A 12911-nucleotide genomic window follows, 5' to 3' on the forward strand; every position below is an offset into this window, starting at 1 on the left:
GGCGCTGCCCCAACCAGTGAGACTGTCATTGTCAGTGACGAGGACTACAAGCCACGTCGTCATCGTGGCCCAGTAGACGACATTAAGTGCAGTGATGGCGTTGTCGATCGTTGTCCGTGGCAAGTGATCACCCGCAGATTTCTATGGTCGATGTCAAAACGATTATCCGCCCTAGCGCACCGGCATAGCTACGGAGACATCCGTGCAAGGGGTGGGGGTATACCCCCTCTGACATCGGCTTCCGGCCCGGCCGTCATAGCGCCTAAGCTGCCGTACGGGTTTGAAAGCATAAAATATGATTTATTGTCCCTGGTTTTCGCCGGGCGAACAACGCCCCGGTGAGACCTTACCCGCTCGGTTTAGCCGTCGGCCCACAAGGCCGACCTGTCAGGCAATCGCTCCATTCCACGCCGGCTACTCCTACGGAGTCGAAAACGTTTCTACTCCGATAGACGGTCGCCCATCATGGGCAACCGTGCCGATATACTCCCGTAGAGTGGGGGTCGCCCAAGCGACCCCACAGCTTTCGTATCACTGGTCAAGGGAAAATTTGCCGTCAGGGCGCACCGGGCCACAGCGCCCTGACGCCATGGACGGCCATAAAGCTCGCAAGCCTTCCGGCTGTAGCTCTCTTTATTTATAGTGGTGTTTTTAGAACGGCGGCCAGTATCCCGGCCAGGGGTGCCAAGGAGGAGGGGTCCATTTTTCCGGGTCGAGGCCGTCCCACCAAGCAATTTCATCGACGGTCCAGCAATGCCAGTTGATCGGTCGTCCCGCCTGCACGGCATCCGCTGATCCGACAACTCCAGGGATGAGCAAGGTGTGGATGGAGCTGTTATTGAACCGGCGCTGGCTTTCCAGTAGGCCTGCCGCTCGAGCTTTCCTAAAATGTTCGGTGATGGTACTTTCCACCCTGATACCCGTAAGGAGACAAAGGGTGGCTCTGTCAATCGTGGTCCGGTCGCCAGCGGCACTGTTAACCATGGCGTGCAGTGTGCGCTTTACCGGGGCCTTAAGTGAGGACTGTTCGATTGCCTGACGGTACCCCTCGGCCGTCCACGACATGACAGCAACAGTCGCCGCTTCGCGGCGAGCCAAATAGACGGATCGAATAAATTGTTCCGCCTCGAGGTCTGTCAGTGGGGTATAGGACGACGCATTGACCACGGGATCTCCAATTACTATCTCGCTCATCGGCTTCGGGACCCACGCCTGCGCGGGCTTTAGCGCGAAGTGGGCATATGCCTGGGGTGGGAGGGACTCGGTGTGGAGTCAGACCGCCGGAGGCGGTTAGCCACGGCGTGGGTGCATGGCCTTGCTTTGGTCTTGAGCAACGCCATGGTGGTAAAACTTCACGGCCTGACCTGGTTGCTCCTCCGGGCCCGAGCGAGCTTTTCAACCCACGCCACCAGGGAGAGTCCGCGCCCTTGATGCGCTCGGCAACTGGCAGCTCACACCGGATTACATATTGGGCGTCGCCCAGGGAAAGGGAGTCCTGGAGCCAACGGCTGCACCGCTGTCAAACATTCCCTGCAAGGGCTTGTCGGGTTTCTTTATGGCAAGCTTCGCGACTAATGCCTCGCGCCACCCTGACAGGGTCCGAGCCGCAGTCAGCGACCCATGTACAGGCAACCCTTCGGCCCTGCCAAGCCGGGTGTCTGGAAGCTGCTTTGGCACGACAACATGATTTGGCTTTGTTAGCGGAGCAGGGCAAACGATGGCCAATAAGGAAGTTCTTATTGAAGTAGTTTCATTTGAGGCAGTCACCGGTGAGGTACTTGGGAACTGGATTTTAGTGGGTACCAATGGAGAAATATCCAGTGTGGGGTACCCCAACGAGTAGGAGTACCCCACGAGGATTCTTCGCCTAGGTGGCCGCGGCTGCCGGGTCGTTTTGTCAGCAGAGTTACTGACCCAACGGGGTTGTAGTTCACGTCCGAGCCCTCAAAGCCCCCTAACGCCCCAAGTACAGAGCTAGTTCAGCTGCAGAGGCCGGGAAACCGAAATCATGTCAGCCCCTCCCCTGGCAGAGTGAGCCGCCATCCTTCGGTATGAGCCCAGCCGCTGCCAAGGTAACGCTCGAGGTAGCCTGCGGCCTGAAGTTCCGTGATGCTGGCGAGTACTGCCCGGTTCCTCCTGTCGCGTCCGAGCGACATATTTAACTTCTGCCAGTTGGTGGGTGCAACCCGTCCGAGGCCCAACGAGGATGCGATAGCCGTTGCCACCAGGCAGGCACCGGTGCTCAGTGCCATGTCTGCCGTTACAGTCTGCAGCCAGCAGTCGCGGAACGTATTTGTTGCCGCAGTCACAGGGCACCACCCGCTGCCCGGTGGGAGAGATGCCGCGCGAGAACGTAACCGGTCCGAGGGGCAATGGTCCGGCTGCGCGCCGAATTCCAGTGCGCTTCGGGACGGGTGCGCGCAAGGCGCATTGTGCTGCATGTGTACATGGTTTCCTTGGGTATTTTCTGGGGGGTAGTTTCACGGGAGGGTATATCTGCGGTCAGCCGGATAACGGCCGTTCCTTGAGAATGAACGGGAGACGCCGCGCCGGGATTCAAGGAGGCGAGCGGCCGGGCGTGGCCCCCCGAAGTAATCAGCGAGTAGCCCGCTGCTGCCGAGCCCAGTTGATGACGTCGTCGCGGAGATAGCGACACTGGGAACCGAACTTGTGGAAGCGCGGACCAACGGCGCGGCCGGACTGAGCCAACCACTTTTCGGAGACGTTCAGGTACGCCGCAGTCTGCTTCCGCGTCAGGTACGGGGATGCGGGGGCGTCCGAATGGCTGGCGCTGTCGTTATTGTTTTCGTTCAATAGAATCCTTGTCAGACAGATAACACGGTCATGCTGCCAAGCCTACTGTGTTGGCAACTGAAATACAGTATAGCTGCCAATCGCCGCGTATCCGACACGCTTTCCTTGGAAAGCTGAATGTGTTACCGTTGCTACCATGATTGCACCGCAACTCCCAGACCTGGCCCCAAACGTCGAATACCGGGGTCCAGAAGATGGCCCGTTTGTAGAGCGATATAAAGACGGCGAAAAGGCGTGGACCGTCCTATACGCGCGGTACCTCGTGAACGGATTCGCCGTGAGTATCGGTTGGGATATCGGGCACCCAATGGGTCACTTCCGCGAACCCAACAAACTGGAAATCAAGTTTGATGAGTTCGAATTTGGGACAAATGAAACCCCCAGCGCAGAGTCATTCGACGGCATCACGACCTCCCTATTGAGATCCATACCCATGGCTCATGCACGGGCACTAATGCGTACCCACCATGAACAGCTTTCGGTCGCTGACGTCCGCGACCATTTCACGCCCTTCCCGTCACGCGTGGACACTGACCGCGATTACATCCACGTCGCCGGTGCGTACGTTGCCCTGATGGAAGTATCCGTGGAACCCATCAAGAGGCTCGCGGAGTGGACCGGTGAAAGTATCGACACCTGGTCAGCCCGGCTGCGTCGCGCACGGGCAAAAGGAATCTTGGAAGGCAAGGGCCGTCAAGCACGAATAGCGCCGGCCTACCTGAAAACGATGGATGAAATTTGGGCAGCTATACGAGCGCGGAAGGAAGAACCCGATGGCCATCAATAAACTATCCAGCGGAGTCAAGCGCTGGGAGGTCGACTGGACGACCGCCGACAGCACCCGCCGCCGCAAAAGGTTTGCCACGAAACGGGAGGCGGAAGACTTCTGGCATGTCACGGTTCGATCGGTTCAGAGCGGAACGTACATCGATCCTCGCGCTGCCACCAGGCTGACCGTCGCACAGCTTTATGAGGATTGGATCGCGCGAGTCACCACAATGGGTGCCAACGGCCGCAAGCCCGCCAGTCCCAAGACCGCGGACAATTACAGGCGCTGCTTCGAAAACTATGTCGCTCCCCGATGGGCACACACGCCCATCAGCAAAGTCAGATACGACGACGTGGCAGCCTGGATAGTCACCCTTAAGGGCCAGGACGGGCGCCCCGCGGGAGTAAGTACCCGTCGTGAGGTTGCCCTCTACTTTGGCAGATTGATGGGGCACGCCGTTAAGAAGCGGCTATTGGCAACCAATCCGGCGAAGGATCCATTGGGCCAAACCGATTACGTTCCCGCACGCGCCAAACAACGCGAGCACGTCTACCTGACAATGCCCCAACTGACGGCACTCGCCAGGGCCTGTGACGAGTTTGAGCTTTTCGTGATGGTTGCGGGAACCTGCGGTCTCCGCTGGGGCGAAATCACCGCCCTGACCTACGAAGACCTCGACCTGGGCTATAAACCCGCGATGGCCGTCAGCAAGGCTTATTCCGACGTCGGTGGTCAGCTCGTTCTCGGCCCAACAAAGGGCGGCGACAGCAGGGTCGTGCCGTTGCCGGAATTGGTTGCGAAGCGCCTCAAGGCGACATCGGCGGCAGGAAGCCCAAGCGCCCGAGTATTCAGCGGGGCACGTGGATCGGTGCTGCGCAACAGCACGTGGACCCGCCGCCATTACTCCCCCGCCATCATGGAACTGCAGGAAACGGTGTCCAATTTCCCGCGCCCCACATTTCACGACCTCCGCCACACGGCCGTGAGTTTGGCAATCAGTTCCGGCGCCAACGTCAAAGTGGTTCAGCGGATTGCCGGACATGCCAGCGCCACTATGACGTTGGATACCTACGCGGGCCTGTTCGACCACGATCTGCACGACAGCGCTGGCCGGCTGAACGCCGCGCTGGCACGGCTCGGTTGGGAATAGCTCGTCACTTTTTCGTCACCATAGGGGCCTGAAACCCATGTTACATTTGGCGAAACCTATCCACTCGTAATGAAAAGGTCATCAGTTCGATTCTGATAGGAAGCTCGGGATAAACCCCGGACAGCCCCTTGTTTTAGGGGTTTCCGGGGTTTTTCGCTGGTTAAGCGGTAACCCCCTTTTAGGTCCACAGCTGGCGCTGGGATTATTACCCGCAGACGCAGAGCTACCGTCGCAGCCTGTCCAGGCTGCGACGGTAGTAGGTGCGCTGCTGGGATGGCCGGTTTCCTTTGTTTTAGGCCGTCAGTAACTCACAGCGAAGATTGAGGCCTGCTCCCTTCCCGTCCGCGCCTGCCATTGCGCGGCCTGTTCGCTGGTCTCCGGGTTTTCAGCCCCGTACGCGATCTTTTTACCGGCGCCCAGCTTGATGGTGTTGCGATGGGTGATGATCCCGGCGGGTATTTGCCTGTCGCCGCTGTTGCGGGTGTAGTTGTCCCGCGCCCCAAGGAAACTGTTGCCCGTGATTTCCACGTCCACAGGGACTTCCATGGAATAGGTCAACAGGTGCGTTCCCTTGCCGTCCCGGTCGGACCGGATGAGTGCGGCCCACGAGTAGCCGGCGTCAATGCAGGTGTTGTTTATGAACCTGCACCTAAGAAATCCCGTGCCGCCGCCCTTACCCCACAGTTCCAGCGACATGTTGCAGTTCTCAAGCCGATTGGATTCCCACGTAATGTCGGTCCAGCCTGCCGTGCCGGTACCCTGTGCCGACAGCGCGACGTCGTACGTCTGCCGGATTACGTTCTCCCGGATCATGACCCTCGCCGCGCCCACGTAAAGTTCCACCCCGTTGCCGTATCGCGTAGTTCCCGAGAGGGCAGAACCGCCTATCCACTCGATTTCGTTCCGCTGGATAACAACGTTCTTGCCGCCGGTAGTAACACCGTGCGCTCCGGTGCCGCCAAGGTACAGGTCCTGCACTGTGGTGTGCGAGGCCAGCCGCAAAAGGTCCCGTTGAACGGAAATGGCCACGCCCGCCCCAGGGTTTACCCCCAAGCGAACGTACACGTACGTGGAATCGCTGAAAAACTCCCAGTCTGCCGCCAACTCGGAAATAGCCCAACGTTTCCGGCCGTGAATCATGCCAGCAGCCTTCAGAAATCCCACGTTGGTGGAAGCCTCGGACGTGTTGCCCGAATACTGGCCACTGTTCGCCGCGATGTTCAGCTTCCAAATGTTCCCGCTGTACTGCGTCCATGCAGCCTTGCTCACCTTATAGCCCAGTAAGCGGGGCCGAGCTCCCTCACCGTACGCGCCGATAGTCAGCGTTCCTGAAGATCCGATCAGGGACGGCATATGGATGGATCCGTAAAAGTCGTCCCCGCGCTTGAACAGGACAGTGGAACCGCGTTGCAGGTCGCCCGATGCCATGGCTGAGCGTACCTTGGCAAGCGTGCGCCAGGGTGCCGTCACGCTTCCCGGATTACTGTCTGAACCTGATGCGCTGACATACCGGACGTTTCCATTCGCGTACGCCGGAGCCGCGCCGGCCAGGGCCGTCGCGAAAAACGCCACCGCACCCTGAAGAATTGACCGCCGATTGACTCCCTGTTTTGTAGGCCGCTGTTCCCCGGCAACATATGCCCGCTTCCTGGTGGCGGAACGGACGATGATCCCGGTGAGGAACAGGACGAGTCCCAGCACGATGAAGGTCCACGTCGGCACAGCCACGGCGTCCATGACACTCTCACAGGTGCGTTCCCCACCACCCATGCCCTGCAACGTCCCGTACGACTTGACCAACCCTTCCTTCGGGCCAACGACGCTTCGGCACGCCGCTCCTGCACTCGCGAAACCTGTGATGAGACCAACAACACTCAGAATGGGGCCGATTACAATCAGCCAGATCCAGGCACGAGACCTCTTCGATGCCTGCGGAATGGTTTTAGACATGCTTCCCCCTTGAAAGCTTCCAATGATGCAGTGGCATCGTATCCGTGGGTGATCATGCAGGGTCCCGGGCGCGCCCAAGCCCGGGATGAACACCTTCGGAGAGCGTCTCTGACCCAAGGAACTCCGGCGGAGGATATCCCGCGCGGTTGCGGCAGTTACCACGGTCGCCCCAACAACCGGCGTCATGCCGCCGGTTGTTGGGGCGCGTGTGCGTCGGGTATCTAAGATGGCGTGCATGGAAGACAAGGTCCTGGCAGAGGTCGCCAACCAGCTCTACGCCGGGCCGCTGGAAGATTTTGTGGCAGCCCGGGCCAGTGCTGCCAAGGAAGCAGCCTCGGCGGACAAAGAGCTGGCGGCTGCGGTGCGGGCACTGCCGAAGCCCTCGGTTGCCGCCTGGGCGGTGAATATGCTGGCCCAGCACCAACCGGATGTCCTGGCCCAGCTGACGGAACTCGGCGGCAGGATGCGCGCGGCACAGGTGGCGCTGGACGCCGCGTCGCTCCGTGACCTGGGACGTGAGCGCCGCACTTCGCTCGCCGCCGCCGTCGACACCGCCCGTTCCGTGGCCCGGGAGCACGGCCGGGCCATCAGCGATTCCATGGCAGGCGAGGTCGAGGAGACACTTCGCGCGCTGACAGCGGATGAGGGAGCAGCAGCGGCCGTGCGGAGCGGGCGGCTGCTCAAGACATTGCAGGCAGACGGCGTGAACGCCGTTGACCTGGACGGCACCGTGGCAGTCCCCTCGGTCCTTCCGCCCGTTGCCGCAGCTCCCGCCTCCGGGCCTGCAGCTCCCGCCGGCAGGAAGATGCGTTCGACGACGGCGGCAGCGCCGCAACAGCGCAAGCCGGACAAGCCGCGGCTTGAGGCGGTCCGGCAGACTCCGCGGCCTGCGTCACCGCCGGCGTTGGAAAGGGCCAGGGCGGTCCTAAAAGAAGCACAGGCAGCAGAGGCCGCGGCGGCCCTTGCGGCACGGGAGCTGCAGGACCAGGCCGACGACCTACGGACCGACATTGCGGAACTGGTCCGGGAGGCCGCAGATCTTCGTGCCCGGCTGGGGACAGCAGAAGGACAGCTGGAGCGCTCAAAGAAGAAGCTGGCGGCCACCGTCGCCGAGGCGAAACAGGCGGTGCGGGCCGCGGACAAAGCCGAGCGGACGGCAGTCCTTGCCCAGGAACGGGTCCTTCGGCTGGGCAACACGCGGGACTGATTCCCGTGATTGTCAGACCCCGGTTGCAGACTGGATTCATGGAAAAGCAACTGGTACAGGAATTTCACGTCACGTACTTCGACGCCGACTGCGGCCGGGCACGGGCTGAGGTCTTTGACACCCTGGCAGAGGCGGAGCGCTTCGCCAGCCGGCACTGCGCCGGGGAGGACAGCTGGGCTGTCGTTGACGCCGTGGCCATAGAGCAGCTCCGCACAGCCGCCTAAAGAGTTCCCGCTTAAACACAAAGCGCCCTGCCTGTAAGAACAGGCAGGGCGGCAGTGCGTAGCTAAAGCCCTGGCGCGGGCGCCGTCTGGCAGTTACGCGAAGTCGGAAACAGCCGGGTCTGCGCCGATGCGGCCTTCGCCGTGGGCCGAGCGGTCAAGGGCGTTGATCGCCTCGATGTCCTCGGCGTCCAGGTTTACCTCAAGAGCCGCGTAGTTCTCGCGGATCCGGGATTCGGTGACGGACTTGGGGATCACCACGTTGCCGATGGCGAGATGCCAGGCGATGACCACCTGCGCTGGCGTGGCGCCGTGCTTGGCGGCAATGGAGGCCACGGTTGCATCCTCGAGGAGCTCGCCGCCCTGGCCCAGCGGCGACCAGGCCTGGGTCAGGATGCCCTTCAAAGCACCAAACTCGCGCAGTTCACGCTGGCTGAAGTACGGGTGCAGTTCAATCTGGTGGATGGCAGGGACAACGCCGGTTTCATCGATGAGCCGCTGCAGGCCTTCGACGGTGAAGTTGGATACGCCGATGGACTTGACCCTGCCGCGCTTCTGGAGCTCGATCAGCGCCTTCCAGGTGTCCAGGTACTTATCCTGCTTGGGCTGCATCCAGTGGATCAGGTACAGGTCCAGCGTCTCGAGCCCCAGCCTGTCCATCGACGCCTCAAAGGCTGCCAGAGTGGACTCGTAGCCCTGGTCAGCGTTCCAGAGCTTGGTGGTGATGAAGAGCTGCTCCGGGGAAAGGCCGGAACTGGCGATTGCCCGTCCCACGCCTGCCTCGTTGCCATAGATCTTGGCGGTGTCAATGTGGCGGAAGCCTGCTTCAAACGCCTGCCGGACCACCTTTTCGGCGACGTCGTCCTCAACCTGCCAGACGCCATAGCCGAGCTGGGGAATCGTGTTTCCGTCATTGAACGTCAATGTAGGTGAAAGAGTCATTAGTTTATCCTGCCAAACCCCTGGGCCCAGCAGGAGGGTATCGGCCGGAAGTAAGCCAGGCGCTTAACCGGGAATATCCGCTGCCGCGGTCCCTAGCCCTCCTCGCTCAGGTGGCGCTCGGCGTCGGCCACTTGCTGGAAGACGGACTCGGCGCGCCTGCGGACGGACGCCGCACCTACCGGGACCGGGCCCACGGCGAGCCGGAGCATGGCGGCCGCCTCGGCCGTGGTGGCCAGCGAGTTGCCGGCTTTGGACAGGGCACGGTGCACGCCGGCCAGGCCAACGGGAATATCCAGGCCTTCATTCGGTGAACGCCGCTGCGCTTCCATGCAGACCAGCCGTACCCTTTCGAGGAGGGCAGCAAGCTCGTTGGCGATCTCAAGCAGCTCGCCGTAGAGCTGGTCGTCCTCGACGCCCTCGAGGACCTGGTGGAAGCGGTCCAGTCCCCGCTGGAAGCGGTCGTGGGCCCGGCGCCACAGTCCCTTCCCCAGTTCCGCATCATCCTTGCGCCCCTGCCTGGCGGCGCTGAAAAAGCCCAAGCGCACCCTTACAGGTATTGTCCGGGACCGTGGTCCGGGTCTTCCCGCTGGCCTGGCCGCGCGGAATTGCCGGAGCGCGAACCTGCGGCGGCCCTTTGCGGCTCACCGTTTTCCCCAATCACCACGCCGGGGGCAATCATGGTTCCCGGCGGCAGCTGGCGCAGCTGCATCTGCGCAGCCGCGTGCTCACGGGCGGCGTGCTGGGCGGCAATGGCCGTCTGGATCCCGTGGAACAACCCCTCAAGCCACCCCACGAGCTGGGCCTGGGCTATGCGCAGTTCAGCGTCCGAGGGAGTGCCGTCGTCGGAGAAGGGAAGGCTGATCCTGTCCAGCTCTTCCACCAGCTCCGGAGCCAGTCCGTCTTCCAGCTCTTTGATCGAGCGCTCGTGGATTTCGGCCAGCCTGCCCCGGGCAGCCTCATCCAGGGGTGCGGACTTCACTTCCTCCAGGAGCTGCCTGATCATGGTTCCGATCCGCATCACTTTGGCCGGCTCATCCACCAGGTCCTGAAGGTTGCTCCCCTTGGGCCTCACGCCTTCAGGAGGGCCGGGGTGGGCGTGCACCGGCGGCTGCCGGTCGTCAATGGGAGTGCCTTCTACCGGGAGGTCCTCAGCTGGCTGAGTGTCTTGTGGATCGCTCATGCGTTCATACTCTCATGAGCGATCCACCCGCGACCCACCGGACGAACCCACCTGACGGTTTGTCCGCTGCAAGCTCAATCAGCAGCACCGGCCCTGCGGATTGCTGTCCTGGCGGTCTGTCCGGTCACGCCAAAACTCCCTCTCCGTGAGCGGCGCATCCACGTGGCCGGCCGCCCTGTGGTGCTCCAGATACTTGGCGTACGCATCCGCGCCCAGGACGCCGCCGAAATACCGGGCAACGCCCCGGACTCCCCGCGTCAGCACAGCCAGTCCCGCTGCCATCAGTGGTGGCCACCCCTTTCGAACCTGAGCTCAGCCGGCACCTTGTCCCACTCCGCCATCAGCTCGCGCTCGGCGGGGGTGGGGATAATTCCGGCAGGGGCGAAGACCCGCGACGGGAGGGCAGGGTCCTCGTTGTCCTGGACGGCGGTGCCGTCCGCGCGGTTGCGGAAGGCCCTGGCCGTGGCGAGCAACGCCGTCGCGATCACGATGATGCTGAGCACCACGAAGATCACGGAGAGCCAGCCCTGGATGGCCGTGTTCCGTACGACGGCCTCCATGGCCGCCACGGATTTCGCCGTCCCAAACTCCGTCTTCCCTTCTGCGAGGGCCTTGCTGAACGCCGCGTTGTTGGCGAAGTAGCCCACCGCGGGCGTGGACGAGAAGATCTTCTGGTAGCTCGCGGTGATGGTCACCACGGCAGCGAAGCTGAGCGGCAGGGCAACGATCCACAGGTACTTGAACGTGCCGCGCTTCGCCACGATGGCAAGGCACACGGACAACGCGATTGCCGCGAGCAGCTGGTTGGCAATGCCGAACAGCGGGAACAGCGTGTTGATGCCGCCCAGCGGGTCGGTGACGCCCATCAGCAGCACCGCGCCCCAGGCCCCCACCATGATGGCGGTGCAGAGCCAGGCGCCGGGCCGCCAGGAGTGCTCCTTGAACTTGGGGACAAAGTTTCCGATCGAGTCCTGCAGCATGAAGCGGGCAACGCGGGTGCCGGCGTCCACGGCGGTGAGGATGAAGAGGGCTTCGAACATGATGGCGAAGTGGTACCAGAAGGCCATCATGGCGGTACCGCCAATGAACTGCTGCATGATGTGCGCGAGGCCCACAGCCAGGGTGGGAGCACCGCCGGTGCGGGAAACGATGCTTTCCTCACCCACATTGGCTGCTGTCTGGGACAGGAACTCCGGGGTGATGTTTACCCCGGCGAGGCCCAGGCTGTTGACCCAGGTGGCTGCTGTTTCCACCGTCCCGCCGGTCAGCGCGGCCGGTGAGTTCATGGCGAAGTAGAGTCCGCGGTCGATGGAAATGGCGGCCACCAGGGCCATGATGGCCACGAATGACTCCATCAGCATGCCGCCGTAGCCAATGAACCGGGTCTGGCGTTCCTTTTCGACGAGCTTCGGGGTGGTGCCGGACGAGATCAGGGCGTGGAAACCGGACAGGGCACCGCAGGCGATGGTGACGAACAGGAACGGGAACAGGGCCCCCGGGAACACGGGTCCGTTGTCCCTGCTGGCAAATTCACTGAAGGCGGGGACGGTGATCTCCGGGCGGACCACGATGATGGCCAGCGCGAGCATCACGATGACGCCGATCTTCATGAACGTTGAGAGGTAGTCCCGGGGTGCCAGGAGCAGCCACACGGGCAGGATGGCGGCAATGAAGCCGTAGACGATGAGCCCCCACGCGATGGTGACCTTGTCCAGGCTGAAGATGTCAGCGCCCCACGGGGTTTCGGCCACGATGCCGCCGCCGACAATAGCCGCCATCAGCAGGACGAAGCCGATCAGCGACACTTCCATGACCTTGCCGGGCCGGAGGTAGCGGAGGTAGACGCCCATGAACAGGGCGATGGGTATGGTCAAACCCACGGAGAAGACACCCCACGGGCTTTCGCCCAGGGCATTGACAACGACGAGCGCGAGGATGGCCACGATGATCACCATGATCAGCAGGGTGGCAATGAGGGCCGCCGTGCCGCCGATCACGCCAAGCTCCTCGCGTGCCATCTGGCCCAGGGACCTTCCACCGCGCCGCATGGAGAAGAACATCACCAGGTAGTCCTGGACAGCGCCGGCAAGGACGACGCCGATAATGATCCAGATAGTGCCGGGCAGGTAGCCCATCTGGGCTGCAATGACAGGACCCACCAGCGGTCCGGCGCCGGCGATGGCGGCGAAGTGGTGGCCGAACAGGACATTGCGGTCAGTCCGGACGTAGTCCTTGCCATCGGCCTTGTACTCGGCCGGCGTCGCACGGCGGTCGTCAGGCCGGGTGATGTAGCGCTCAATAACCTTGGAGTAGAAGCGGTAGCCGATGAGGTAGGTGCACACCGAGGCAAAGACGAACCAGATGGCGTTGACGGTCTCTCCGCGGATGATGGCCAGCATGAACCAGGCCAAACCGCCCAGCAGGGCGATGCCTGCCCACAGCGCGATCTTCCCCGGCGTCCATTTCCGGTCTTCTGCCTCGCGGACCTCCTCATCGATGGCTGTCGGGGGCAGGGCCGGGTCAGTGGCCACCACGCCCCTTTCCCCGGATGCGTTCCTCCGTTGATCAGGCGTTTCGGCCATGTCTCCTCCTTGAGATTGTTTCGCTTCTGCTGTGACGCACCCTACCAACCCGCAGCCCCATTCCAGGGGCGTTCTGCCAGGTGGCGCAGAAACCTG

12 protein-coding genes are annotated in these 12911 nt (G+C 62.3%); 4 read left to right on the forward strand and 8 right to left on the reverse strand.

Annotated elements, in window-relative coordinates; genetic code table 11:
- Positions 1 to 651: 651 nt before the first annotated feature.
- Positions 652 to 1194: a hypothetical protein gene (locus NFU08_RS06865; RefSeq protein ID WP_251421704.1), complete on the reverse strand. Its 543-nt coding sequence runs from the start codon at positions 1192 to 1194 to the stop codon at positions 652 to 654.
- Between the two features lie 1401 nt (positions 1195 to 2595).
- Positions 2596 to 2814 (reverse strand): helix-turn-helix domain-containing protein, encoded by a 219-nt coding sequence (locus NFU08_RS06870; protein ID WP_251421707.1) that lies wholly within the window; start codon positions 2812 to 2814, stop codon positions 2596 to 2598.
- A gap of 136 nt (positions 2815 to 2950) precedes the next feature.
- Between NFU08_RS06870 and NFU08_RS06875 the strand changes: the two genes are divergently transcribed.
- Together NFU08_RS06875 and NFU08_RS06880 are read left to right on the forward strand one after the other, a co-directional pair.
- Entirely contained in the window at positions 2951 to 3601 is a 651-nt protein-coding gene (locus NFU08_RS06875; protein ID WP_251421710.1) for a hypothetical protein, read from the forward strand.
- Positions 3588 to 4733 (forward strand): site-specific integrase, encoded by a 1146-nt coding sequence (locus NFU08_RS06880; RefSeq protein ID WP_251421713.1) that lies wholly within the window; start codon positions 3588 to 3590, stop codon positions 4731 to 4733. The genes NFU08_RS06875 and NFU08_RS06880 overlap by 14 nt, the downstream gene beginning before the upstream one ends.
- A 300-nt stretch (positions 4734 to 5033) precedes the next feature.
- On the opposite strand, the gene NFU08_RS06885 is transcribed toward NFU08_RS06880, so the two are convergent.
- Positions 5034 to 6776 (reverse strand): hypothetical protein, encoded by a 1743-nt coding sequence (locus NFU08_RS06885; RefSeq protein ID WP_251421716.1) that lies wholly within the window; start codon positions 6774 to 6776, stop codon positions 5034 to 5036.
- A 142-nt stretch (positions 6777 to 6918) separates the two neighbouring features.
- Between NFU08_RS06885 and NFU08_RS06890 the strand changes: the two genes are divergently transcribed.
- Together NFU08_RS06890 and NFU08_RS06895 are read left to right on the forward strand one after the other, a co-directional pair.
- A complete protein-coding gene (locus tag NFU08_RS06890) occupies positions 6919 to 7890 on the forward strand; it encodes a hypothetical protein (protein ID WP_251421719.1) in 972 nt (323 codons plus the stop codon).
- A 38-nt stretch (positions 7891 to 7928) separates the two neighbouring features.
- A complete protein-coding gene (locus NFU08_RS06895; RefSeq protein WP_174182102.1) occupies positions 7929 to 8114 on the forward strand; it encodes a hypothetical protein in 186 nt (61 codons plus the stop codon).
- Positions 8115 to 8207: 93 nt separating this feature from the next.
- Here the strand turns inward: NFU08_RS06895 and NFU08_RS06900 are convergent, their stop codons facing one another.
- From NFU08_RS06900 to NFU08_RS06920, 5 genes are all read right to left on the reverse strand, one after another.
- On the reverse strand, positions 8208 to 9053 hold the full coding sequence (locus tag NFU08_RS06900) for an aldo/keto reductase (RefSeq protein WP_251421722.1): 846 nt from the start codon (positions 9051 to 9053) through the stop codon (positions 8208 to 8210).
- Between the two features lie 92 nt (positions 9054 to 9145).
- Positions 9146 to 9592, reverse strand: a complete 447-nt coding sequence (locus NFU08_RS06905; protein WP_174181197.1) for a hypothetical protein — start codon at positions 9590 to 9592, stop codon at positions 9146 to 9148.
- 8 nt (positions 9593 to 9600) lie between these two features.
- On the reverse strand, positions 9601 to 10233 hold the full coding sequence (locus NFU08_RS06910; protein ID WP_251421725.1) for a bacterial proteasome activator family protein: 633 nt from the start codon (positions 10231 to 10233) through the stop codon (positions 9601 to 9603).
- A 78-nt stretch (positions 10234 to 10311) separates the two neighbouring features.
- Entirely contained in the window at positions 10312 to 10515 is a 204-nt protein-coding gene (locus NFU08_RS06915; protein ID WP_174181201.1) for a YbdD/YjiX family protein, read from the reverse strand.
- Complete coding sequence (locus NFU08_RS06920) at positions 10515 to 12815, reverse strand: carbon starvation CstA family protein (protein WP_251421728.1); 2301 nt, start codon at positions 12813 to 12815, stop codon at positions 10515 to 10517. Before NFU08_RS06920 ends, NFU08_RS06915 begins: the two co-directional genes overlap by 1 nt.
- Positions 12816 to 12911: the final 96 nt, after the last annotated feature.

This window comes from Pseudarthrobacter sp. NCCP-2145 (assembly GCF_023708005.1).
GTDB lineage: Bacteria > Actinomycetota > Actinomycetes > Actinomycetales > Micrococcaceae > Arthrobacter > Arthrobacter oxydans.

Bases quoted from the DNA above. Each gene is read 5' to 3' on its own strand.
- NFU08_RS06865 (WP_251421704.1), bottom strand. From the start codon at position 1,194: ATGAGCGAGATAGTAATTGGAGATCCCGTGGTCAATGCGTCGTCCTAT.
- NFU08_RS06875 (WP_251421710.1), top strand. From the start codon at position 2,951: ATGATTGCACCGCAACTCCCAGACCTGGCCCCAAACGTCGAATACCGG.
- NFU08_RS06880 (WP_251421713.1), top strand. From the start codon at position 3,588: ATGGCCATCAATAAACTATCCAGCGGAGTCAAGCGCTGGGAGGTCGAC.
- NFU08_RS06890 (WP_251421719.1), top strand. From the start codon at position 6,919: ATGGAAGACAAGGTCCTGGCAGAGGTCGCCAACCAGCTCTACGCCGGG.
- NFU08_RS06895 (WP_174182102.1), top strand. From the start codon at position 7,929: ATGGAAAAGCAACTGGTACAGGAATTTCACGTCACGTACTTCGACGCC.
- NFU08_RS06900 (WP_251421722.1), bottom strand. From the start codon at position 9,053: ATGACTCTTTCACCTACATTGACGTTCAATGACGGAAACACGATTCCC.
- NFU08_RS06910 (WP_251421725.1), bottom strand. From the start codon at position 10,233: ATGAGCGATCCACAAGACACTCAGCCAGCTGAGGACCTCCCGGTAGAA.
- NFU08_RS06915 (WP_174181201.1), bottom strand. From the start codon at position 10,515: ATGGCAGCGGGACTGGCTGTGCTGACGCGGGGAGTCCGGGGCGTTGCC.
- NFU08_RS06920 (WP_251421728.1), bottom strand. From the start codon at position 12,815: ATGGCCGAAACGCCTGATCAACGGAGGAACGCATCCGGGGAAAGGGGC.